Source organism: Streptomyces tropicalis (genome assembly GCF_029269835.1).
Classification (GTDB): domain Bacteria; phylum Actinomycetota; class Actinomycetes; order Streptomycetales; family Streptomycetaceae; genus Streptomyces; species Streptomyces tropicalis.
In genome coordinates, this window is sequence record NZ_JARJBB010000003.1 from 256,361 (window position 1) to 279,004 (window position 22,644).

Genomic DNA, 22,644 nt, shown 5'->3' on the forward strand with positions numbered 1-22,644 from the left:
TCACGGGTGCCACGGCCCGCGGCGGCCGTCCGCGCCGGACATGGCATTGCACGAGACGTATCGTCTCGCCTAGCGTGGGCGCCATGACCGCACCCGCCCACATCGCCATGTTCTCCATCGCCGCCCACGGCCATGTGAACCCCAGCCTCGAAGTGATCCGCGAGCTCGTCGCCCGCGGCCACCGCGTCACGTACGCCATCCCCCCGGCCCTCGCCGCCAAGGCCGCCGGGACGGGCGCCGAGGTGCGCCCCTGGCATTCCACCCTGCCCGGGCCCGACGACGACCCCGCCGCCTGGGGGACCACCCTCCTGGACAACGTCGAGCCCTTCCTCGACGACGCCGTCCAGGCCCTTCCGCAGCTCGCGGACGCCTATGCGGGCGACGAACCCGACCTCGTCCTGCACGACATCGCCTCCTACCCGGCCCGCGTCCTCGCCCACCGGTGGGGCGTGCCGGCCGTGTCCCTCTCGCCCAACCTCGTCGCCTGGGAGGGCTACGAGGAGGAGGTCGCCGAGCCGATGTGGGCGGAGCCGAAGCGCACCGAGCGCGGCCGCGCCTACTACGCCCGCTTCACCGACTGGCTGACGGAGAACGGCATCACCGAGCACCCGGACCCCTTCCTCGGCCGCCCGGCCCGCTCCCTGGTCCTCATCCCCAGGGCCCTCCAGCCGCACGCCGACCGCGTCGACGCGACGGTCCACAGCTTCGTCGGCGCCTGCCGGGGCGACCGCACCGCCCAGGGCGACTGGCGGCGGCCCGTGGATGCCGCGAAGGTCGTGCTCGTCTCGCTCGGCTCCGCCTTCACCCGGCAGCCCGCCTTGTACCGCGCCTGCGTGGACGCCTTCGCGGGCCTGCCCGGCTGGCACGTGGTCCTGCAGATCGGTCGGCACGTCGACCCCGCCGAGCTGGGGCCCGTCCCCGGGAACGTCGAAGTGTCCAGCTGGGTACCGCAGTTGGCGGTCCTGCGTCAGGCCGACCTGTTCGTCACGCACGCCGGCGCGGGCGGCAGTCAGGAGGGGCTGGCCACGGCCACCCCGATGATCGCCGTGCCGCAGGCCGTCGACCAGTTCGGCAACGCGGACCTGCTCCAGGGCCTCGGCGTCGCCCGGCACCTGCCGCGGGAGCAGGCGACCGCCGAGGCGCTGCGGGCCGCCGCGCTCGCCCTCGTCGACGACCCCGAGGTGGCGCGCCGCCTCGCCGCCGTCCGCGCGGGGATGGCGCAGGAGGGCGGAACGCGCCGCGCCGCCGACCTCGTCGAGGCCGAACTCCCCACGGGGCGGCGGCAGTAGCGGCGGAGCGGCGCCGGAGTGTCCGATCCGCCGGAAGGGCTCATGTTTGGGGTTGTGCAACCTTGTTGACAAAATCACAGCGGCGTGGAGAAGTTGATCCGGAGGCCGCTATCGGCCAGGGTTTCAACCACCTCCCTCCAGGAGGCCGCGGCCGTCGCGCCCGCCCCCACGGGGCACGACGGCCGCCCCTGGTCCTCTCCGCGCAGTCCCGCACGACGTGGGCGCGGCCGCCTTCCGGGCGGCCGCCGCGGTACGGCAGGACCTAGGCTGGGCCCATGAGGACGTACGCGGCGCTGCTGCGCGGCATCAACGTGGGTGGGAGCCGGAAGGTGCCCATGGCCGAGTTGCGCGCCCTGATGGGCGGGCTCGGGCTCGGCGGGGTCCGGACCCATCTCCAGAGCGGACAGGCCGTCTTCACCGCCGGCGGCGGTGACGAGGACTCCCTCGCCGCGGACCTCGCGCGGGCGGTCGAGGAGAGGTTCGGCTTCCCGGTCGACGTCCTCGTGCGCGACCACGCCTACCTGCGGGCCGTCATGGAGGACTGCCCCTTCCCGGCCGCCGAGTTGGAGGGCCGGCAACTGCACGTGACCTACTTCTCCGCCCCCGTCGACGCGGCGCGCTTCGCGGAGATCGACGCGGACGCCCTGCTGCCCGAGGCGTTCCGCCTCGGCGACCGCGTGCTGTACCTGTACGCGCCGGAGGGCCTCGGCCGCTCCCGGCTCGCCGAGCAGCTGGCCCGGCCCCGGCTGACCAGGGGGCTCGTCGCCACCACCCGGAACTGGAACACCGTCGCCAAGCTGGTCGAGATGACCGCGCCGCCCGCGCCCTGACCACCCCCGCGCGGAGAACGCGCGGAGAAGTGGACCAGGGAATCGGCCGCCGATTGGGCCGGGACGCCGGTCCGCCGCGGCCGTAGCGTCGGACCCATGACGACGACACCCGCCCGCGTGGACCTCTGGTTCGACCCCGCCTGCCCCTTCGCCTGGCTCACGTCCCGCTGGCTGCTGGAGGCCGAACGGCACCGCCCGCTCGACCTCCGTTTCCACGTCATGAGCCTGTACCTGCACAACGAGGGCAACGAACTGCCCGACTGGTACCGGGAGCTGGTCGACAAGTCGATCGGCCCGGTCCGTGTCGCCGTCGCCGCCGCGGAACGGCACGGGGAGAAGGTGCTGCGGGACCTCTACACCGCGCTCGGGACCCGCATCCACGAGCAGCGGGCCGAGGACTACGACGCCGTCGTCGCCGCCTCCCTCGCCGAGACCGGACTCCCGGCCGACCTCGCCGGCGCCGCGCACGACCCGGCCCACGACGAGGCCGTGCGCCGCAGCCACACCGCCGGCACCGAACCGGACTCCGGCGGCTACGTCGGCACACCGACCCTGCACGTGGACGGCACGGTGTGGTTCGGGCCGGTGCTGCGGGCCGTCCCGCGCGGCGCACGGGCCGCCCGACTCTTCGACGCCTTCCGGGTCCTGGCCACCGACCCCGACGTCTTCGAGATCAAGCGCACCCGCACCGGAGCCCTGCGTTTCGACTGACGCCCCGGCGGCCGCCGGTGTGACGATTCCGCGCTCCGTGACGCAGAAGAAAGAGCCGGCCACGCTCCGTCGACGAACACCGCCGACGGCAGGGCCGGCTGTCCGCGGCCCGGCATCACGGGGGTAGTGCCGGGCCGCGGACGCGGCCGCGGAGGATCCGCGGGTGCCGGCCGCTCAGGCGCCCAGCGCGGTCACCGCAGGACGGCACGCCGCGTCGTAGCGCCGCAGCAGCACCTGCGCCACCTCGGGCGCCGGGCCCAGCACGTCGGCGAGCACGTCCGCCTGCGCCGCGCCCCGCACGATCCGGTCCGGCAGGAATCCGGGCGCCAGTACGTACGGCGCGACCGCGACCTTCGCACAGCCCAGCGCCCGCAGCGCGTGCACCGCGTCCTCGGTGCGCGGCAGGGAGGCGGAGGCGAACGCAGGCCGCACGGCGCACCAACCGGTGTGCCGCCACTCCCGCGCGATGTCTGCGATCACTGCGATCGCCTCCGGGTCGGAGGACCCCGCCGAGGCCAGCACGACCCCGGTCGAGGCCCGGTCGGCGGGGTCCAGCCCCGCCTCGTGCAGCCGCCGCTCCAGGGCACGCGTCAGCAGCGGCGACGGGCCGAGGACGTCCGCCTGCCTGATCCGCAGCCGCGACGGCGCCTCGCGCAGCACCGCCGGGATGTCCGCCTTGGCGTGGAAGGCGCGGGTCAGCAGCAGCGGCAGCGCCACGACGTCCCGCACGCCCTCGGCCGCCAGCGACTCCAGGACGGCCGGGACGGAGGGGACGTTGAAGTCCAGGAAGCCGGTCTCCACCCGCAGCCCCGGCCGCGTCCGCCGCAGCCGCCGCACGAGCGCGTGCACGGTCGCGGCATGGCGCGGGTCGCGGCTGCCGTGGGCGACGACCACGAGGACGGGACGGACCGGCTGCCGGTGCACGGGGAACCTCAGCCCTTCACGAGGAGACCGCGGCTGCGCAGCACCCACCGCTCCAGCGGACTGAAGATCAGCAGGTCGATGGCGATGCCGACGGTCAGGATGAGCAGGATGGCCTCGAAGACCATGGCCATGTCGCTGGCGTTGCGGCCGTTCTCCAGCAGCTGTCCGAGGCCCACGCCGAGGTCGGGGAAGGACGCGATGATCTCCGCCGCCATCAGCGAGCGCCACGCGAACGCCCAGCCCTGCTTCAAGCCTGCCACATAGCCCGGCAGCGCGGCCGGCAGCGTGATGTGCCAGGTGCCCTTCAGCCCGGTCGCGCCCATGGTGCGGCCCGCCCGCAGGAACAGCGGCGGCACCTGGTCGACGCCGGACACCAGGCCGTTGGCGATGGAGGGGACCGCGCCCAGAAGGATCACCGCGTACATCATCGAGTTGTCCAGTCCCAGCCAGATCACCGCGGGCGGCACCCAGGCCACCGACGGCAGTGACTGCAGACCGGACAGGATCGGCCCGACCGCCGCGCGCACGAACTTCACCCGGGCCACCACCAGCCCGAGGGGGGTGCCGATGAGCAGGGCGAAGAGGAAGCCCAGCAGGCCGCGCGAGACGCTGGTCCAGATGTAGCCGAGCAGGGTGCCCTGCAGCCAGGCGTCCTGCACGGTGTGCCACACCGCGGCCGGCGAGGGCAGTGTGGTCGGGTCGGTGACGATGCGCAGGGAGATCAGGCCCTGCCACACCAGGAGGACCACCACCACGGCGACCACCGGCGGCAGGACCTTGTTCACGAGGGTGTGCCGCAGCGGCGGCCGGCCGGACGGCCCGGACTCCAGCGCGTCCAGGCCCGCCTCGACGCTGCCGGCGTCCTCGGTGGTCTTCAGGTCAGTGCTGGCCATGACGACGGATCTCCCCCCGCAGTACGTCGGTGATCTCGGCGGACAGTTCCGCCACCGGTGCGTCCTCGATGCGCCGCGGCTGCGGGATGCCGACCCGCCACTCGCGTGCGATGCGGCCCGGCCGGGAGGACAGCAGCACCACGCGCTGCGCCAGCCGGACCGCCTCGCGCACGTTGTGCGTCACGAACAGCACCGACAGCCCGGTCTCCTGCCAGATCCGGGTCAGCTCGTCGTGCAGCACGTCCCGGGTGATGGCGTCCAGCGCCGCGAACGGCTCGTCCATCAGCAGCAGGTTGCTCTCCTGCGCGAGCGCGCGGGCCAGGGCCACACGCTGCCGCATGCCGCCGGACAGCTCGTGCACCCGTTTGCCGTGCGCGCCCTTCAGCCGTACGAGCTCCAGGAGCTCCTCGGCCCGGCCACGCCGGTCGGGCTTGGCCACCCCCCGCAGCTTCAGGGCCAGTTCGATGTTCTTGCCGGCCGTGAGCCACGGGAACAGCGCGTGCTCCTGGAACATCAGCGCCGGGCGTCCGTCGGTGGTGATGGTGCCGGTGGTGGGCCGGTCCAGGCCCGCCACCAGGTTGAGCAGGGTGGACTTGCCGCAGCCCGAGGCTCCCAGGAGGGTGACGAACTCTCCGGGCGCGACATCGAGACTGATGTCGTCCAGGACGAGCTGCGCTCCGCCCGGTCCCGCGAAGGACTTGGAGACGTGGTCGAGGCGGGCCGCGTGGTCGACCGCCGGGTCGGCCTGCGCGAGGGTCGTGGCCATGGTCGTCACCTCCTGGGAACGGTGGGGGCGGGTCAGCGGGCGCCGAGGCCGGCGTCGGACACGGTGGCCGCGCCCCGGGCCTTGAGGACCTTGTTGAGGAGCGTGAGGTCGTAGATCCCCTTCAGGTCGGGCTTCTGCAGCAGGCCCGCCTCGACGGCGTGCGCGGCCTCGGCGCCGAGGGTGCCGGCCAGCGGGTCGTCGGTGATCCGGATGGACTTCCACGCCGGGTCCAGGACGTTCGCCGGCAGTGCCTTGCCCGAGTCCGCCGCCAGCTGCTCGTTGGCCGCCGCCTTGGCCGCCCCGGGGTTGGCGTTGATCCACTTGTTGGTGTCGACGGACGCCTCCAGGACCGCCTGGACGGCCTTCGGGTGCTCCTTGAGGAACTTTTGCGACACGACGATGTTGGTGATCACGAACTTCTTGTCCGGCCACAGGGACGACTCGTCCAGGAGGACCCTGCCGCCCTCCGCGACCAGCTTCGAGGCGGTCGGCTCCGGCACCCACGCGCCGTCGATCGCACCGGACTTGAAGGCGTCCGGGGTCACCTTGTTGTCGCTGCGGACGACGGTCACGTCGCCCTTGCCGCTCTGGGCGTCGACCTTCCAGCCCTGCTGCGCGGCCCAGTTGAGGAAGGCCACGTCCTGGGTGTTGCCGAGCTGGGGCGTGGCGATCCGCTTGCCCCGGACGCCCTTCAGGGAGCCGATCTTCTTCGGGTTCACGACCAGCTTGACCCCGCCGGACGCCGAACCGCCCACGATCCGCAGGCTCTTGCCGTCGGACTTGGTGTAACCGTTGATGGCGGGGGAGGGGCCGATCCAGCCGATGTCGATGGAACCCGCGTTGAGGGCCTCGATCTCGGAGGGCCCGGCGTTGAAGGTGGCGTAGTCGGCCTTGGTGCCGCCCAGGGCCTTCTGGAAGAAGCCCTTGCGGTGGCCGACGAGCGCCGTCGCATGGGTCAGGTTGCCGAAGTAGCCGATCCTGACGGAGTCGAGTCCGTCGATCTTCCGCGCGCCGGCGGCGACCTTCTGATCGGCGTCGGCACCCTGGGACTTGGATCCGTAGCCGCAGGCCGCGAGGGTCAGCAGGGGCAGGGCGGCGGCTGCGGCGAGGGCGCCGCGGAACAGGGCGGAGCGGGTGGCAGGCACGGGAGGTGTTCCTCTCGATGGCCCGGCGGTCACGGCCCTTGCGGTCGTGGCCGGGAGGTCGGCAGGGGTCTTCGTCGGGTCCCGGACGGTGCGGGTACCTCCCTGCCCGGCCGGGGCCGGGACCCCGAGGGAGGGCGGGGGGACGGGGCGCGCAGGCAGTGCGCGTACGTCATCGCGCACATCGGCCGACGCCGCCCTGCCCGCTGCCGAGGGCGCCGCTGCCGACACGGCCGCCCTCCTTCGCGAACGTCCCGTAGAAGTCGGTGGAGTTCATGGTCAGAAGTCCCAGCCGTCGTCGTCCGCGCGGTCCTCGACCGGCTCCGGGGCGGCGAAGGACTCGCCGACCATGCCCGCGGTGAGCGTGGTGCCGTCGTGGGGGTCGATCAGGATGAAGGACCCGGTGCGGCGCGAGTCGGCGTACGCGTCGACGGGCAGCGGTTCCGCGGTGCGGATCTTCACCCGGCCGATGTCGTTGGCGGCGAGCCCGCCCGGGTGCGGGTGCAGGGACAGGTCGTCGAGGGTCAGCCGGGACGGGATGTCCTTGACGATCGCCTTGACCGTGCGGGTGCCGTGCTTGAGCAGGACCCGGTGGCCGACGGTCAGCGGCTGGTCGGCGACGTGGCACACGGTCGCCTCCACGTCCTGGGTGGTGGCGGGCGCGTCCTTGCTCGGCACGATCAGGTCGCCGCGCGAGAGGTCGATGTCGTCCTCCAGCAGGACGGTCACCGACTGCGTCGTCCAGGCCACGTCGACCGGCTGGCCCAGCAGGTCGATGCCGGAGATCCGCGAGGTGCGCCCGGACGGCAGCACCGTGACCTCCTGGCCGACCCGGAAGGAGCCGGCGGCGATCTGCCCGGCGTAGCCGCGGTAGTCGGGGTGCTCGGCGCTCCGCGGCCGGATCACGTACTGCACGGGCAGCCGGGCGTGGCAGTGCGCCAGGTCGTGGCTGACGGGCACGGTCTCCAGGTGTTCGAGGACGGTGGGGCCGCCGTACCAGTCCATGCGGGCGGAGGGCTCCACCACGTTGTCGCCCTCCAGCGCGGAGATCGGGATCGCGGTGACCTCGGGGACGCCCAGTTCGGTGGCGTAGGCGGTGAACTCCTCGGCGATGGAGGCGAACACGGCCTCCTGGTAGCCGGCCAGGTCCATCTTGTTGACGGCGAGGACGACGTGCGGGACGCGCAGCAGGGCGGCGATGGCCGCGTGCCGGCGGGTCTGCTCGACGACGCCGTTGCGGGCGTCGACCAGGATCACGGTGAGTTCGGCGGTGGAGGCGCCGGTGACCATGTTGCGGGTGTACTGCACGTGGCCGGGGGTGTCGGCGAGGATGAACCGGCGGCGCGGGGTGGCGAAGTAGCGGTAGGCGACGTCGATGGTGATGCCCTGTTCCCGCTCGGCGCGCAGGCCGTCGGTGAGCAGGGCGAGGTCGGGGCCGTCCTGGCCGCGGCCGGCGGACGCCCGCTCCACGGCCTCCAGCTGGTCGGTCAGGACCGACTTGGAGTCGTGCAGCAGCCGCCCGACCAGGGTCGACTTGCCGTCGTCGACCGAGCCGGCGGTGGCGAACCGCAGCAGCGTGGTCTCCGACAACTGCTCGACGGACAGCGACTCTGCGCCTTCGGTGGTGCTCGTCATGTCTAGAAGTACCCCTCGCGCTTGCGGTCTTCCATGGCGGCCTCGGAGAGCTTGTCGTCGGCGCGGGTCGCGCCGCGCTCGGTGAGCCGGGACGCGGCGATCTCGGTGATGACCTGCTCCAGCGTCACCGCGTCGGAGTCCACCGCGCCCGTGCACGACATGTCGCCCACGGTCCGGTAGCGCACCAGCCGCTTCTCCACGCTCTCGTCGTCCCGCGGCCCGCCCCACTCGCCCGCGGTCAGCCACATCCCGCTGCGCCGGAACACCTCACGCTCGTGCGCGAAGTAGATCTGCGGCAGCTCGATGCCCTCCCGGGCGATGTACTGCCACACGTCCAGCTCGGTCCAGTTCGACAGCGGAAAGACACGCACGTGCTCACCCGGAGCGTGCCGGCCGTTGTACAGGTTCCACAGCTCCGGCCGCTGGCGCCGCGGATCCCACTGCGAGAACTCGTCCCGCAGCGAGAACACCCGCTCCTTGGCGCGCGCCTTCTCCTCGTCGCGCCGCCCCCCGCCGAACACGGCGTCGAACCGCTCCGCGGCGATCCTCTCCGTCAGCGGCAGCGTCTGCAGCGGATTGCGGGTGCCGTCGGGCCGCTCCTTGAGCACCCCCCGGTCGATGTAGTCCTGCACGGATGCCACATGCAGCCGCAGCCCGTGCCGTGCCACCGCGCGGTCCCGGTAGTCGAGGACCTCGGGGAAGTTGTGCCCGGTGTCCACGTGCAGCAGCGCGAAGGGCACCGCCGCCGGCGCGAACGCCTTCAACGCCAGGTGCAGCATCACGATCGAGTCCTTGCCCCCGGAGAACAGCACCACCGGGTTCTCGAACTCCCCCGCCACCTCGCGGAAGATGTGCACCGCCTCCGACTCGAGCGCGTCCAGATGCGAGAGCGCGTACGGGGTGCGGGTGCCTTCGCCGCCTCCCCTGGCCTCGGCCACGGTCGTCATGCCAGTCCCCTTTCGCTGAGCAGCGCGTACACGGACGCGGCGGACTCCTGCACGGTCTGGGTCTGCGAGGCGATCCGCAGGTCCGGTGACGTGGGCGCCTCGTACGGGTCGTCGACGCCGGTCAGGCCGGTCAGTTCGCCCGCGGCCTGCTGTGCGTACAGCCCCTTCACGTCCCGCTCCGAGCACACCTCGACCGGGGTGGCCACATGCACCTCCAGATACGTGGTGCCGTGCTCCGCGTGGCGGGCGCGGACCGCGGCCCGGCTGTCCGCGTACGGCGCGATCACCGGGACGAGGGCCGTCACGCCGTGGCGGGCGAGCAGTTCGGCCACGAAGCCGATGCGCTGCACGTTGGTGTGCCGGTCGGCGCGGTCGAAGCCCAGGCCCGCCGAGAGGAACGTGCGGATCTCGTCGCCGTCGAGGACCTCGACCCGGCGGCCCTCCTCGCGGAGCCGGCCGGCCAGCGCGTGGGCGATGGTGGTCTTGCCGGCGCTCGGCAGACCGGTGAGCCAGACGGTGGCTCCGCTCGTCACGTGTGTCTCCTGGTTCGTCTGGTGCGTCTGCTGCGTCTCGTGCGTCGAAGGAAGGCTCATGGGTCAGCCGTGCAGTCCGCACTCGGTCTTGGCGCGCCCCGCCCAGCGGCCGGCGCGGGCGTCCTCGCCGGCCAGCAGCCGGCGGGTGCACGGCGCGCAGCCGACGGAGCCGTACCCGTCGGACAGCAGCGGGTTGGTGAGCACGCCGTGCTCGGCGACGTAGGCGTCCACGTCGTCCTGGGTCCACCGGGCGATCGGCGAGATCTTGACCTTGCGCCGCTTGTCGTCCCAGCCGACCACGGGGGTGCCGGCCCGGGTGGGGGACTCGTCGCGGCGCAGGCCGGTGGCCCAGGCCCGGTAGCCGGCGAGGCCCTCCTGGAGCGGCTGCACCTTGCGCAGCGCGCAGCACAGGTCGGGGTCGCGGTCGTGCAGCCGGGGGCCGTGCTCGGCGTCCTGCTCGGCGACCGTCCGCCGCGGGGTGAGGGTGACGACGTTGACGTCCATCACGGCGGCGACGGCGTCCCGGGTGCCGATGGTCTCCGGGAAGTGGTAGCCGGTGTCGAGGAAGACGACGTCGACGCCGGGCCGGGCCCGGGAGGCGAGGTGGGCGACCACCGCGTCCTCCATGGACGAGGTGACGCAGAAGCGGTCGCCGAAGGTGTCGGCCGCCCAGGTGAGGATCTCCAGCGCGGAGGCGTCCTCCAGGTCGCGTCCGGCCTGCTCGGCCAGCGCCCTCAGTTCGTCGTCGGTGCGGTCGTCCTGAGTGGTCGTCATGTCCGCTCGTCCCCTCGGTCGTCGGCCCGCCGCAGCCCGCGGGCCAGCAGCCCGAGGAACTTCAGCTGGAAGGCCCGGTTGCAGGCCGCGCACTCCCACGCCCCGTGGCCCTGCTCACCGGGCCGCAGGTCCTCCTCGCCGCAGTAGGGGCAGTGGAAGGGCGCCGCGCGCTCGCTCACGACAGTTCCTCCTCGGGTGCCCGCGCGACCCAGGCGGCGAAGCGCTCGTCGTCCTTGCGCCCGGCGAGGAAGCGCCGCAGCACCCGCTCGACGTAGTCGGGCAGTTCGTCCGCGGTGACCTTCAGGCCGCGGACCTTGCGGCCGAAACCGGCCTCCAGGCCGAGCGCGCCGCCCAGGTGCACCTGGTAGCCCTCGACCTGCTCGCCCCGTTCGTCGAGGACGAGCTGGCCCTTGAGGCCGATGTCGGCGACCTGGATGCGCGCGCAGGCGTTCGGGCAGCCGTTGAGGTTGATGGTGAGCGGCTCGTCGAATTCCGGCAGGCGGCGCTCCAGTTCGTCGATCAGCCAGGAGCCGCGCGCCTTGGTCTCGACGATGGCGAGCTTGCAGTACTCGATGCCGGTGCAGGCCATCGTGCCCCGGCGGAAGGTGGACGGCCGGGCGGTGAGGTCCAGTGCCTCCAGCCCCTCCACCAGGGAGTCGACCTGGTCCGCTTCGACGTCCAGGATGATCATCTTCTGCTCGACGGTGGTGCGCACCCGCCCGGAGCCGTGTGCCTCGGCGAGGTCGGCGATCTTCGTCAGGGTGGCGCCGTCGACGCGGCCGACGCGCGGGGCGAACCCGACGTAGTGCCGCCCGTCCTGCTGGCGGTGCACCCCGATGTGGTCGCGCCACTGCCGCAACGGCCGCTCGGGGGCGGGTCCGTCGGCCAGGGGGCGCCCGAGGTACTCCTCCTCCAGCACCCGGCGGAACTTCTCGGCGCCCCAGTCGGCGACGAGGAACTTCAGCCGGGCCCGGTTGCGCAGCCGGCGGTAGCCGTGGTCCCGGAAGATGGAGACGACGCCCTCGTGGACGTCCGCCACCTGCTCCAGCGGCACCCAGGCGCCGAGCCGGACGCCGATCTTGGGGTTGGTGGACAGCCCGCCGCCGACCCACACGTCGAAGCCGGGCCCGTGCTCGGGGTGGACGACGCCGACGAAGGCCACGTCGTTGATCTCGTGCGCCACGTCGAGCAGCGGCGAGCCGGAGATCGCGCTCTTGAACTTGCGCGGCAGGTTCGAGTACGCCGGGTTCCCGACGACCCGCCGGTGGATCTCCTCGACCGCGGGGGTGCCGTCGACGATCTCGTCCTCGGCGATGCCCGCGACCGGCGAGCCGAGGATCACGCGGGGCGTGTCGCCGCACGCCTCGGTGGTGGACAGGCCCACGGCCTCCAGCCGGTTCCAGATCTCGGGCACGTCCTCGATCCGGATCCAGTGGTACTGCACGTTCTGGCGGTCGGTGACGTCGGCCGTGCCGCGGGCGAACTCCTGCGAGATCTCGCCGATGACGCGCAGCTGCCCGGTGGTCAGCCGGCCGCCGTCGATGCGGACCCGCAGCATGAAGTAGCGGTCGTCCAGCTCCTCCGGCTCCAGGACCGCCGTCTTGCCGCCGTCGATGCCGGGCTTGCGCTGGGTGTAGAGACCCCACCAGCGCATGCGTCCGCGCAGGTCGTTGGGGTCGATCGAGTCGAAGCCGCGCCGGGAGTAGATCGTCTCAATACGTGTCCGCACATTGAGACCGTCGTCGTCCTTCTTGAACTGCTCGTTGCCGTTGAGCGGAGTGAAGTGACCCGCGGCCCACTGTCCCTCGCCACGGTGACGGCTCACCTTGCGGCGGGGAGTCGCGGCAGCGGGGTCGTGCGGGGTGGCGGCCATGGGAATACGTCCTTCGGGACAGGCGGAAAGCGGCTCTGACCTGCGCATATGGGCGCATGGAGGAGGGTCTGCACGGGCGCGCGTCGTTGCGCGGCGGGCGGCAGGAGAAGAGGGAACGCGGCGGTGCTGGTGCGCTCAGCCCACCGGACAGATGGCGCTGGACATGCGGCCGAGGTCGACGTGGCGTCGACTCACCAGGGCGGTTCCCGTTCCAGACATGACGGAAGCGTGGCACGGCGATCTGGACACAGTCCAGCTTCATCCAAAATGTGGACACCCTTGTCCCGGTATGCGGAACAAGGGTGTCCTCGGTCACATCGCCCGCCGTGAGCGGGGTCCGCGCAGGTCAGGCCGGGTGGGCGCCCGGCCACGGGCCCGGAGCCGCCGCCTCCGGTTCCTCCTCGACCTGGGTGTCGAACAGGGTGAAGCCGCGCCGCCGGTAGTTGTCCATCGCGTGCTCGCCGTCCTTGCTGCAGGTGTGCACCCACACCCGCTTCGTCGGCGCCAGGCCCGGCCAGCGGTCGGCAAGGTCCCAGGCCCGCGCGGTGCCCCGGGCCAACAGGTGGCCGCCGATCCGCCGCCCCCGGAAGGCGGGCAGCAGGCCGAAGTACAGGATCTCGACGACCCCGTCGCCCTGCGCCTCCAGCTCGATGTACCCGGCGGGCGTGCCCCGGTCGTAGGCCACCCACGTCTCCACCCCCGGCCGCTCCAGGTGCTCGCGCCACCGCGCGTACGACCAGACGAGCCGGTCCGTCCAGCGGATGTCGCCGCCGACCGACGCGTACAGGAACCGGCTGAACTCCGGCGAGGGCACCTCGGAGCGGACGACCCGCACCTCGTCCCCCGGCGCGGCCGCCGGCAGGAGGTCGGCCGGGGAGTTCTGCTCCAGGGACCACGTGGTCACGGCGATGCTCGTCATGCCGGTCAGGGAATCATCCCCGGCCGACCCGTGTCGATCGGCCCCGTCCCGCCGCTACCGCAGCGACCGGTCCACGGCGGCCAGCGGCAGCGCGAACAGCGTCCGCCCCGACAGCGACCACACCTCGCCGGTCTGCTGCCAGTACGACAGGGACCCCGTCCCGTCGCCCCAGCAGCGGTGGGAGGCCGCCTCGCCGCAGGTCGCCGCCTGCGCGCCGCGCACGTCCTGCCGCCACAGGGTGCCGTGGCCGTCCGCCCCGCCCGGGGCGCGGCCGAGATACCACTCGGGCCGCGCCGAGGGCGCCGCCCGGTACGACAGCACCCCGCGCACCCCGTCCGCCCGGCTCTCGTACGCCTCCACGGCCGGGGCCGTCCCGGCCGCGTCCACGGCCAGCAGACCGGACCGCGCCGGGTCCCGGCTGAAGGGGTAGCGCCACAGGCGCGTGTGCCGCCCGCTGCCCGCGGCTCCCGACACGCTCGCCACCAGGCTGTCCGGCGCGGTGCCGCGGTCCAGCGACAGGCCGTCGGGGCAGGGCGTGCCCGCCGCCGGCTCCCGGCCGCACGACCCGGCCGCCGGACGGTAGGCGGCCACGGCGGGCAGCACCCACCGGTACCCGTGCGCCGACCAGCCGCCCGGAACCCGGCCGACCGCGTCGCCGGCCACCGTGGCGCGCTGGATGCGGTGCAGGTCGTACACGTACAGCGCGGCCCCGTCGGCACCGGAGGCCGTGACCAGCAGCTTGTCCTGGTACCAGACCATCCCCGAGACCCGCGACCGCAGACCGCGGAAGTCGCGGCCGCCGTCCACCGGGACGGCCAGCAGGGCCCAGGTGTAGGACGGGTGCCGCGGGTCGTCGTCGTCCACGAACGCCACCCGGGCCAGCCCGCGGTCCGCGGCCGGGCCCCCGGTGCGCGTCCAGCCGGACAGGATCACCCGGTGCGGGCCCCAGCGGCCGTCGTCGTCCGCGTCGCCCGAGGTGGTCACCGACTCCGGCTCCCAGCGCGACGTGGCCGCGTCGGCCGGGTCCCAGCAGTACGCCCGGGCCGCCGGCGGCTCCACGGGCAGGGCCCGGCGTTCCCCGGCGGTGCACTGTGCGGCGCCGCGCAGCGCGCGGTCCGTGCCGTCGAGCACCGCCGCGACGCCGACGGGCCGGCCCATCCCCGCGGCGAGCCGGTCCAGCCACCGCCGCGGCACCTGCTGCTCGGTCAGCCGCAGTCGGCCGAGATCGGCGGAGGAGGTGAGTGGCTTCAGTGCCCCGGGGTTCCCGCCGACGGTGGCCTGCGAGGCGCTGATCAGGGTCGCGGCGGCGGTCAGTGCGAGAGCGGTGCCGGCCAGGGTGGCCCGCAGTGCCCTGCCCCGTCTGCGCCGGCGGTGTCGGCCGCGATGCTTCATACAACCTCCCCAGGCGGGCCAACTGCGCCTCATGATCAGTACGTTGACCATGGAACAGGTGGGGTGACCCGCAGGCGATGCTACGGCAGTCCGGCGGCCCGCAGGGCGAGGACCCTGCAAATATGCGGAAGATGTCCCCCTGCGGTCCGTCCGTGCCGCCCACGCCGCCCACGCCGTCCTCTCAGGCCGCAGGAGCCCCGGAGCGGCCCCGCGCCACCGTCCGCGCCGCCGAGTGCGGCAACAGGTCGCGCGGGTCGTCCGGGAGCAGCACCCCGACCTCCGCGCCCTCCGCGAACCGGTACGGGCGGTGCTCCAGGAACGCCCCCAGATAGCGCCGCACCCGGGACATCTCCGCACGCACGGTCACCCGGCGCGCCGGGTCGCCGAACACGTCCTCGGCCAGTTCCGCCGCACTGCGCCCGGAGCGGTGCACGGCCAGCAGGTACAGCAGTTCGGCGTGGCGGGGGCTGAGGTCGTGCGACCACGGGCCCGCCGCGCCGTCCAGCGTCACCGTCCAGCGGCGCGGCCGCGACAGGTCCAGCACGATCCGCACCGGGCCGGGCCCGCCCGGCTCCCCGTCCGCCCGCACCAGCCACCCGCCCGCCAGCGGCTCCAGCGAGCACGGGCCGACCGCGGGCAGCCACCCGCGGCCCGCCGACGCCGTCCCGGGCAGCGCGATCCGCGCGGTGTACGGCAGACCGGCCACCGCCGCGGTCCAGCCGTCCCGGTCGACCACCATCGCCCGGCCGCCCAGCCGGGCCAGCACCGGTGCCGCCACCGCGCGCAGCCGCTCCAGCGACGTCAGGTGCAGCTCCCGCAGCCGCGCCTCGGCCAGCTTGGCCACCGAGCCGACCCAGGCCAGCGTCGCCGGGTGCATGGTCTCCAGCGGACCGCTGACGTCCACCACACCGATCAGCCGGCCGTCGCGCGGGTCCGTCAGCGGTGCCCCGGCGCACGTCCAGGAGGCGAGCGCCCCCACGAAGTGCTCGGCGGCGAAGACCTGGACGGGCCGCCGCACCACCGCCGGGGTGCCCACGCCGTTGGTGCCGACGGCGCCCTCCCCCCAGTCGGCCCCCGGTTCGAAGCCCACCCCGTCGGCCCGGCGCAGCACCGCCGCGTTGCCCTCCCGCCACAGCACCCGCCCCTCGGCGTCGGCGACCACCACGATGTGGTGGGCCGCGTCCGCCACCGACAGCAGGCCCTCGCGCAGCACCGGCAGCACCAGCCGCAGCGGCGAGGCCTCCCGCCGCCGCTCGACCTCCTCCCGCGGCAGCAGCCCGGCCCGCGCCCCGCGCTCCGGGTCCACCCCGCTGCGCAGCACCCGCTCCCAGGACCGCCCGATCACCGGCCGCGGGGGCAGGCGCGAGCGCTGCCCGGCGAGGGTCGCGGAGCGCACCTCGCTCATCATCCGCGCCGCCTGCGCGGCGTCGACGGCGGCGAGCTGCGTCACGTCCATCGGCGCTTTCGCCACGGGGTCCTCCCAGGGATGGGCCACGAACGAGCGGTCCGGGACGGGCGGTTGCGGCCGCGGGGCGGCGCCCGTCCCGGCTGTCCGAATTCATAGTGCCGCCGTCCCGGGGCGGACGGGCACACTCCGGTCACTGCGGCCGAGCCGTTGCAACCCTCTGCAACCCTGGTGAACAGGCGGAGCCTGATCGAGACTTGTGCGGCGCCGCCCACGTGGCGGCCGTGGCCTCGAGCGGGCCATCAGGCGGGGGTGGTGCCGTGTCGGCGCAGCACCACCCCCGCGGCCTGACCGAAAACCGCCCGTGCGCGCGTCGGCCGCCCTGTCCTCGAAGGCCCGCCCGCCCTCCGGGCGAACGACGGGTCGGCGGCGACGGGCCCCTACTCCACCGGCCGCGCCCGCTCCACCACCGACGCCAGGTCGAGCGTGTGCGGGAGCGTGCCGAAGGCCGCCCCCCAGTCGCCGCCCAGCCGCGAGGCGCAGAACGCGTCGGCCACCGCGGGCGGCGCGTGGCGCACCAGCAGCGCGCCCTGGAGCACCAGCGCCATCCGCTCCACCAGCCGGCGGGCCCGCGCCTCCACGCCCTCCAGATCGGCGAGTTCGGTCAGCAGGTCCCTGACGGCGCCGTCCAGACGGTGGTCCGCGCCGCGCGCCCGGCCCACCTCCCGCAGAAAGGCGTCGAAGGACCGCGGTTCCCGCTGCAGTACCCGCAGCACGTCCAGGGCCTGGACGTTCCCGGCGCCCTCCCCGAGCGAGTTGAGCGGCGACTCCCGCACCAGCCGCGGCAGCCCCGACTCCTCCACGTACCCGTCCCCGCCCAGGCACTCCGCGGCCTCCACCGCCAGCGGGGCGCACCGCTTCGTCACCCAGTACTTGGCCATCGGCACCGCCGGCCGCAGGAACGCCCGCTCCTGCTCGCCCCCGTCGTCGTACGCGGCCGCCAGGCGCAGCGCGAGCGTCGTCGCCGCCTCCGACTCCAGCGCCAGGTCGGCCAGGACGTTGCGCATCAGCGGCTGCCCGGCCGGCGGCCCGCCGGACGCCCGTGGGGACGCGCAGTGGTGCACGGCCTGCGCGACCGCCTGCCGCATCAGCCCCGCCGAGCCGAGCACGCAGTCGACGCGGGCCGCCGCCACCGTCCCGGCGACGGTCCGCGCCCCGCGCCCCTCCTCGCCGATCCGGCGTGCCCAGGTCCCGTCGAACTCGACCTCGGCGGATGCGTTGGACCGGTTCCCCAGCTTGTCCTTCAGTCGCTGGATCAGGAAGACGTTCCGGGTGCCGTCGGCGAGCACCCGCGGCACCAGGAAGCAGGTCGGGCCGTCCGGCGCCTGCGCGAGCACGAGGAACCCGTCCGACATCGGTGCCGAGCAGAACCATGCGCGCCCGGTCAGCGCGTAGGTGCCGGCCTCGGCGAGCGGCCGGGCCGCGGCGGGGCCGGCGCACCCGCCGCCCTGCCTCTGCGTCATGGCCGCCCCGAACAGGACGCCCGGCTTCAGCTCCGCGGGCCGCAGGGCGGGGTCGTAGACGGTCGAGGTCAGCCGCGGCTCCCACACCGCGGCCAGGCCGGGCTCGGCGCGCAGCGCGGGCACCGCCGCGTGCGTCATGGACAGCGGGCAGCCGGTCCCCGCCTCGGCCTGCGCCCACACCAGGAACGCGGCCGCCCGCCGCACGTGCCCCGCCGGCCGGGTCCAGGCCGCGGTGAGCCCCGCGGAGACGCCCTTGCCGAGCAGCCGGTGCCAGGCCGGGTGGAACTCCACCTCGTCGATCCGGTGGCCGTGGCGGTCGTGGGCGCGCAGCTCGGGCGGATGCCGGTCGGCCTGCGCGGCCCACTCCTGGACCTGGGCCGATCCGGCCGCGCGGCCCAGTGCCGACAGCTCGCCGCGCACCCCGTCCAGCAGGTCCGGGCGCTGCGCCTCGGGCAGACCGGCGCCGGTGTACCGGTCCACGGCCTCGGACAGGACGCGGTCGGCGGCGAAGACGTCGTAGCCGGTCAGGGGCGCCTGGCCGGTCGCGGAGTGCGTGCGGGCTGCCATGGCACGGAACCTACCCCGCGCCGGGCCCCGGCCGCCCGGACGGTGTCCTCCCTGGTCGACGCCCCGGGGCATGAGTGGGACCCGGTGGGGCGGGGATACCTTTAGGTCGTGCAGGCAGCAAGCGAACACCCCGAAGGGCCCTCCGGACGTCTCCACCGGGCGCGCGCCCTCTACCGGAACGTATCCAAACGCAGAACCGCCTGGCTGCTGCTGAAGGACACCGTCAACTCCTGCATGGAGTACCGGATCCTGGGCCTGGCCGCCGAGGCCGCGTTCTTCTCGCTGCTGTCCGTGCCGCCCCTGCTGCTCAGCCTGATCGCCCTGCTCTTCTACGTCGACGCGTGGACCGGCGCGAACACCATCGGCAGCCTGGAGCGGAACATCCTCGACGCCTCCCGCACGGTCCTCTCCGACCAGGGCGTCAGGGAGATCGCCCAGCCGATCCTGCGCGACGTCATGAAGGGCGGCCGGCCCGACGTGATCTCGATCGGCTTCGTGCTCGCCCTGTGGTCGGGCTCCCGCGCGGTGAACGTCTTCATCGACACCATCACCGTCATGTACGGCCTCGACGGCGTCCGGGGCATCGTCAAGACCCGGATGCTGTCCTTCGGGCTGTTCGTCGTCGCCCTGCTGGTCGGATCGGTCGCACTGCCGCTGATGGTGGCCGGCCCGGACGCGGTGGTGCGGATCGTGCCGTGGTCCACGACCGTCGTCCAGGTCCTGTACTGGCCCGTCGTGATCGTCCTGTCGATCGCCTTCCTCACCACGCTGTACCACGTCTCCGTGCCGGTGCGCTCCCCGTGGATCGAGGACGTCCCGGGTGCGCTGGTCGCCCTGGCCATGTGGGTGGTGTGCAGCTTCGTGCTGCGCATCTACCTGACCAGCACCGTCGAGGGCCCCACCATCTACGGCTCCCTGGCCGCGCCCGTGGCCGTCCTGCTGTGGATCGGCGTGTCCGCGTTCGCCGTGCTCGTCGGCGCCGCCGTCAACGCCGCCATCGACCGGGTCTGGCCGGCTGCCGCCACCGCGGCCGCCCGCGCCCAGAACGAGCGGGTGCGCGAGGCCCAGATCGCCGAGTACGTCGCCCGCGCCGCCGCGGCCCGCGAGAGCGACCCCGACGACCCCGACGACCCGGACATGCCGTCCGAGTTCCCCGAGCGCTGGTCGCGCTTCCTGCCGCCGGAGGACCTCTCCGCGCGGCTGCGCACCCACGTCAGGACCACGCACGCCAAGAGCCCGCACAAGGACGACGAGGACGGGCACTCGCACGACAAGTGACCCGGAGGCCCGTCGGCCGCCCCGCCCGACCGCAGGGCCGCCGTCCCGTCCGCGCCGTAGCCTGACGTACGTGGCAGCAGACCTCCCCGTGCGGGCGTCCGGGTACGCCGAGCGGCCCTCCCGGCTTGCCGGTGCCGTGGTGTGGACCAACGCGCCCGCGGCGGCCGGGGCCGCACCGGTGCTGCCCGACGGCTGCATGGACCTGCTGTGGGCCCGGGGGCGGCTGCTGGTGGCCGGCCCGGACACCCGCGCCCACGACCCCGGCGGCCCGCCCGCACACTGGGCCGGCGTCCGCTTCTTCCCCGGCACCGCGCCCGCCCTCCTCGGGGTCCCCGCGCACGAACTGCGCGACCGGCGCGTCGACCTCGCCGACCTGTGGCCGGCCGCGACCGTACGGCGACTGCGCGACCGGATCGACGCCGCCCCGGACCCGGCGGCCGCGCTCGAGGAGGTGGCCCTGCGGTACGCGGCCGACGCCCCGCCGCCCGACCCGATGCTGCGCCGCCTGGTCGCCGCCCTCGACGCGGGGCACTCGGTCGCCGGGACCGCCGGCGAACTCGGTCTCGGGGTGCGCAGGTTGCACCGGCGCTCGCTGGACGCCTTCGGCTACGGGCCGAAGACACTGGCCCGGATCCTGCGGTTGCAGCGCGCGCTCGCCCTGGCCCGCAGCGGGCTGCCGGGGGCCGACACCGCGGCCCGGGCAGGCTTCGCCGACCAGGCCCATCTGGCCCGGGACGTCCGGGAGCTGGCGGGCAGGCCGCTCGGCGAGCTACTCGCCGGCCCCGGGTAGCGGGGCGAACAGGTCGACGCCGTTGCCGTCCGGATCGTGGACGACCGCGTACCGCATCCCCCAGAACGCGTCCCACGGCTTGAGCTCGCCGTGGTGCCCGGCACCGACCAGGTCCTCGTACACGGCGTCCACGGCGGCGGGGGAGTCGCACCGGAAGGCGAGCGAGACGCGGCCGCCGCCCCCGGCCGGGAGGCGCCGACCCGGGTGGAAGGAGCGGACCGTGTCCTCGGTGTCCAGCGCGAGCGTCGTCCCGCCGGGCAGCGCGGCCTCGACATGCGGCTGCGTCTCGGACCCGGCGGGGAAGTCGAGGCCGAGCCGGCGGTAGAAGGCGAGGGAGGCGGCCAGGTCGGAGGCGACCAGGCCGATCACGGCGAATCGTGGAGTCATGCCGTCACCGTAGGCACCGGCCGGGGGCCGGGTCTTGAAGGAATCGGACACCCGGCCGGGATCCCTGCGACGCCCGGCGCGTGCTGTCAGCCGAACGTCACGGGCCCGCGGGGCGTGTCCACCGTGAAGGACAGCCCGGCCGGGCCGCGCGCCGGCCGCAGCCCGGCGCCGACGGCGGACAGCAGCGGGCGCAGGCCGTCCGGGTCGGGGGCGGTCGCGGACAGCTCCAGCAGCCAAGTGACGGGCAGGCCGGAGGCGGTCGGATGGACGGAATCGCCCCAGTCGATGAGGAAGGGCACCAGCCCGGTCGGGTGCCCGGCGCCGTCGGTGAGCCGCCACCGCAGCAGCGTCCCGTCGGGGCGCCGGCGGCTCATCTCCCGTACCTCGCCGGGGTCGTAGCCCCGGGCCCGGGCGGTCGCGACCGCCGCGTCCAGGTCCGGCGGGCGGATCGCCCAGGTGACCGTCCGCGCCGCCGCGAGCCCGTCCACGCCGAACGGGCGGGCGTCCCGCGGCGGCGGCTGCGCGGGGTCCGGGCCGATGATCTCCAGGTACCGCGAACCGCCCAGGGAGACCAGGTGGTTGCGGGTGCCGAGGCCCACATGGGCGCCGCCCGCGGCCGGGGCCACACCGGTGCGCCGGGTGAAGTCGGCGACGGTGGCCTCCAGATCGGGGGTCGCGAGGACCAGGTGGTCCAGCGTCACGGGAGGGACGTTCACCTCGCCCACGCTACGCGGCCGGATGCGACGAGGAGGGCCAACGGCCGTGCAGGACAGCCTGGTTGGCCGTTTACGGTCCTCGCCCCCGGTCGGGCACCGGTCCGCACGGGGCGATCGGCGCCGCGCCCGCCGAGCTGCGGCGGCCCCGACGGACGGCTGCCCCTCAGGCGATCCGGGACAGGTCCTCGGGACGGACCCGGTGGGCGAGGGGGCGGCCCGCGGCGAGGCGTTCCAGCTCCTCCACGGTGGCCCGGCCCAGGCGCTCCAGCTCGTTGCCGAGGGCGCCCGCGAGGTGCGGGGTCAGGAAGACGTTCGGCAGCGTGTACAGCGGGGAACCGGCGGGGAGAGGTTCGGGGTCGGTGACGTCGAGGACCGCGGACAGCCGCCCCGAGACCAGCTCGTCGGTGAGGGCGGCCTGGTCGACCAGGCCGCCGCGGCCGGTGTTGACGAGCACGCCCCCGTCCCGGATCAGGGCGAGGCGCTCCCGGTCGAGGAGGTGGTGCGTCGCGGGGACGTGGGGCGCGTGCAGGGTCACCAGGTCGCTGTGGAGCAGGAGCTCCTCCAGCGGCATCCCGGTGGCGCTCAGCGCGGCGGCCTCGGCGGTGTCCACGTACGGGTCGTGGAGCAGCACCTCGACGTCGTGCGGCCGCAGCAGCTCCAGCAGCCGGCGGCCCACCCGGGAGGCGCCGACCACTCCGACCCGGCGGCCCGCGTTGCCGAGCGCGGCCGTCTCGGCGGGACGGGGGAGGGCGTGGCCCAGGCGGTAGCGGTCGCGTCCGGCGAACGCGTCCTTCCCGGTGAGCAGGATGACCGCGAGCGTGTACTCGGCGACGGGCAGCGCGTTGGCCGCCGCGGCGCTGGAGACGGCGATCCCGCGCTCCCACACGGCGTCGCCGGCCAGCGCGCGGACCGAACCGGCGGTGTGCAGGACGGCCCGCAGCCGCGGGGCCGCGTCCAGAGCGTCCGCGTCGATACGGGGGCAGCCCCAGCCGGTGATCAGCACCTCGGTTCCCGCGAGCGCCTCCACGGCCGCCGGGTCGGCGAAGTCCCGCACGACCGCCTGCGGGTCGAAGGAGGCCGCGGCCCGCAGCCGGGCCGTCAGGGCCGGCGGGAACAGCAGCGGCAGGTGCACCGGGTCCAGGGCGAACACGGCGCGCGGCGGCCGGGCGGTGGTCATGGCCCTCCAGGACGCGGAAGCGGCGGACGGGGGAGGGGACGGCGGTGGGGGCGTGCGCTGTCCGGCACTGCCGACGGTAGGCCGGGCCCCGGAGAGGGTCAATCGCCCGCGGTGGACGGACCCCCGCGGCCCCTGCCGCCCCCGCGCCTCTCGCGGAAACTCCCGCCGCCCGC

At 74.5% G+C, this 22,644-nt stretch carries 22 protein-coding genes and 1 pseudogene; 5 read left to right on the forward strand and 18 right to left on the reverse strand.

What is annotated here, in order from left to right:
* The first annotated feature begins 40 nt into the window (after positions 1-40).
* The 3 genes and pseudogenes from mgt (at position 41) to P3H78_RS07710 (ending at position 2,830) form a co-directional block, all read left to right on the forward strand.
* A pseudogene (mgt, locus tag P3H78_RS07700) lies at positions 41-1,289 on the forward strand (macrolide-inactivating glycosyltransferase).
* Positions 1,290-1,564: 275 nt separating this feature from the next.
* Positions 1,565-2,119 carry a DUF1697 domain-containing protein gene (locus tag P3H78_RS07705; RefSeq protein WP_276108069.1) on the forward strand — a complete coding sequence of 185 codons (555 nt, stop codon included), beginning with the start codon at positions 1,565-1,567 and terminating at the stop codon, positions 2,117-2,119.
* Between the two features lie 96 nt (positions 2,120-2,215).
* A complete protein-coding gene (locus P3H78_RS07710) occupies positions 2,216-2,830 on the forward strand; it encodes a mycothiol-dependent nitroreductase Rv2466c family protein (protein ID WP_276108070.1) in 615 nt (204 codons plus the stop codon).
* Between the two features lie 174 nt (positions 2,831-3,004).
* On the opposite strand, the gene P3H78_RS07715 is transcribed toward P3H78_RS07710, so the two are convergent.
* The 15 genes from P3H78_RS07715 to P3H78_RS07780 all read right to left on the reverse strand — a co-directional run bounded on the left by P3H78_RS07715 (position 3,005) and on the right by P3H78_RS07780 (position 18,123).
* Positions 3,005-3,754 (reverse strand): sirohydrochlorin chelatase, encoded by a 750-nt coding sequence (locus P3H78_RS07715; RefSeq protein ID WP_276108071.1) that lies wholly within the window; start codon positions 3,752-3,754, stop codon positions 3,005-3,007.
* Between the two features lie 8 nt (positions 3,755-3,762).
* On the reverse strand, positions 3,763-4,647 hold the full coding sequence (locus tag P3H78_RS07720) for an ABC transporter permease (protein WP_276108072.1): 885 nt from the start codon (positions 4,645-4,647) through the stop codon (positions 3,763-3,765).
* On the reverse strand, positions 4,634-5,413 hold the full coding sequence (locus P3H78_RS07725) for an ABC transporter ATP-binding protein (RefSeq protein WP_276108073.1): 780 nt from the start codon (positions 5,411-5,413) through the stop codon (positions 4,634-4,636). The genes P3H78_RS07720 and P3H78_RS07725 overlap by 14 nt, the downstream gene beginning before the upstream one ends.
* Before the next feature lie 32 nt (positions 5,414-5,445).
* On the reverse strand, positions 5,446-6,558 hold the full coding sequence (locus tag P3H78_RS07730) for an ABC transporter substrate-binding protein (protein WP_276108074.1): 1,113 nt from the start codon (positions 6,556-6,558) through the stop codon (positions 5,446-5,448).
* Positions 6,559-6,834: 276 nt separating this feature from the next.
* Entirely contained in the window at positions 6,835-8,190 is a 1,356-nt protein-coding gene (locus tag P3H78_RS07735; protein ID WP_276108075.1) for a sulfate adenylyltransferase subunit 1, read from the reverse strand.
* Positions 8,191-8,192: 2 nt separating this feature from the next.
* Positions 8,193-9,137 carry a sulfate adenylyltransferase subunit CysD gene (gene cysD, locus P3H78_RS07740; protein WP_276108076.1) on the reverse strand — a complete coding sequence of 315 codons (945 nt, stop codon included), beginning with the start codon at positions 9,135-9,137 and terminating at the stop codon, positions 8,193-8,195.
* Positions 9,134-9,670, reverse strand: coding sequence for an adenylyl-sulfate kinase (gene cysC, locus P3H78_RS07745; RefSeq protein WP_276108077.1), 537 nt, complete (start codon positions 9,668-9,670; stop codon positions 9,134-9,136). Before cysC ends, cysD begins: the two co-directional genes overlap by 4 nt.
* A 63-nt stretch (positions 9,671-9,733) precedes the next feature.
* Entirely contained in the window at positions 9,734-10,444 is a 711-nt protein-coding gene (locus P3H78_RS07750) for a phosphoadenylyl-sulfate reductase (RefSeq protein WP_276108078.1), read from the reverse strand.
* A complete protein-coding gene (locus P3H78_RS07755; RefSeq protein WP_276108079.1) occupies positions 10,441-10,623 on the reverse strand; it encodes a hypothetical protein in 183 nt (60 codons plus the stop codon). Before P3H78_RS07755 ends, P3H78_RS07750 begins: the two co-directional genes overlap by 4 nt.
* Complete coding sequence (locus tag P3H78_RS07760; protein WP_276108080.1) at positions 10,620-12,317, reverse strand: nitrite/sulfite reductase; 1,698 nt, start codon at positions 12,315-12,317, stop codon at positions 10,620-10,622. The genes P3H78_RS07755 and P3H78_RS07760 overlap by 4 nt, the downstream gene beginning before the upstream one ends.
* Positions 12,318-12,452: 135 nt before the next feature.
* Positions 12,453-12,536, reverse strand: a complete 84-nt coding sequence (locus P3H78_RS33290) for a putative leader peptide (RefSeq protein ID WP_313884392.1) — start codon at positions 12,534-12,536, stop codon at positions 12,453-12,455.
* A 127-nt stretch (positions 12,537-12,663) separates the two neighbouring features.
* A complete protein-coding gene (locus P3H78_RS07765; RefSeq protein ID WP_276108081.1) occupies positions 12,664-13,236 on the reverse strand; it encodes a GNAT family N-acetyltransferase in 573 nt (190 codons plus the stop codon).
* A 54-nt stretch (positions 13,237-13,290) separates the two neighbouring features.
* Entirely contained in the window at positions 13,291-14,628 is a 1,338-nt protein-coding gene (locus P3H78_RS07770; RefSeq protein ID WP_276108082.1) for a hypothetical protein, read from the reverse strand.
* A gap of 181 nt (positions 14,629-14,809) precedes the next feature.
* On the reverse strand, positions 14,810-16,084 hold the full coding sequence (locus P3H78_RS07775; RefSeq protein WP_276108319.1) for a helix-turn-helix domain-containing protein: 1,275 nt from the start codon (positions 16,082-16,084) through the stop codon (positions 14,810-14,812).
* A 389-nt stretch (positions 16,085-16,473) separates the two neighbouring features.
* Positions 16,474-18,123 (reverse strand): acyl-CoA dehydrogenase family protein, encoded by a 1,650-nt coding sequence (locus P3H78_RS07780; protein WP_276108083.1) that lies wholly within the window; start codon positions 18,121-18,123, stop codon positions 16,474-16,476.
* A gap of 108 nt (positions 18,124-18,231) precedes the next feature.
* Between P3H78_RS07780 and P3H78_RS07785 the strand changes: the two genes are divergently transcribed.
* Positions 18,232-19,401 carry a YihY/virulence factor BrkB family protein gene (locus P3H78_RS07785; protein WP_276108084.1) on the forward strand — a complete coding sequence of 390 codons (1,170 nt, stop codon included), beginning with the start codon at positions 18,232-18,234 and terminating at the stop codon, positions 19,399-19,401.
* Positions 19,402-19,471: 70 nt separating this feature from the next.
* Entirely contained in the window at positions 19,472-20,191 is a 720-nt protein-coding gene (locus tag P3H78_RS07790) for a helix-turn-helix domain-containing protein (RefSeq protein WP_276108085.1), read from the forward strand.
* Here P3H78_RS07790 and P3H78_RS07795 read toward each other — a convergent pair.
* The 3 genes from P3H78_RS07795 to P3H78_RS07805 form a co-directional block, all read right to left on the reverse strand.
* A complete protein-coding gene (locus tag P3H78_RS07795) occupies positions 20,171-20,578 on the reverse strand; it encodes a VOC family protein (protein ID WP_276108086.1) in 408 nt (135 codons plus the stop codon). The two genes, P3H78_RS07790 and P3H78_RS07795, sit on opposite strands and share 21 nt — an antisense overlap.
* Before the next feature lie 86 nt (positions 20,579-20,664).
* On the reverse strand, positions 20,665-21,294 hold the full coding sequence (locus P3H78_RS07800; RefSeq protein WP_276108087.1) for a VOC family protein: 630 nt from the start codon (positions 21,292-21,294) through the stop codon (positions 20,665-20,667).
* Positions 21,295-21,457: 163 nt separating this feature from the next.
* Positions 21,458-22,471, reverse strand: coding sequence for a hydroxyacid dehydrogenase (locus P3H78_RS07805; protein ID WP_276108088.1), 1,014 nt, complete (start codon positions 22,469-22,471; stop codon positions 21,458-21,460).
* Positions 22,472-22,644: the final 173 nt, after the last annotated feature.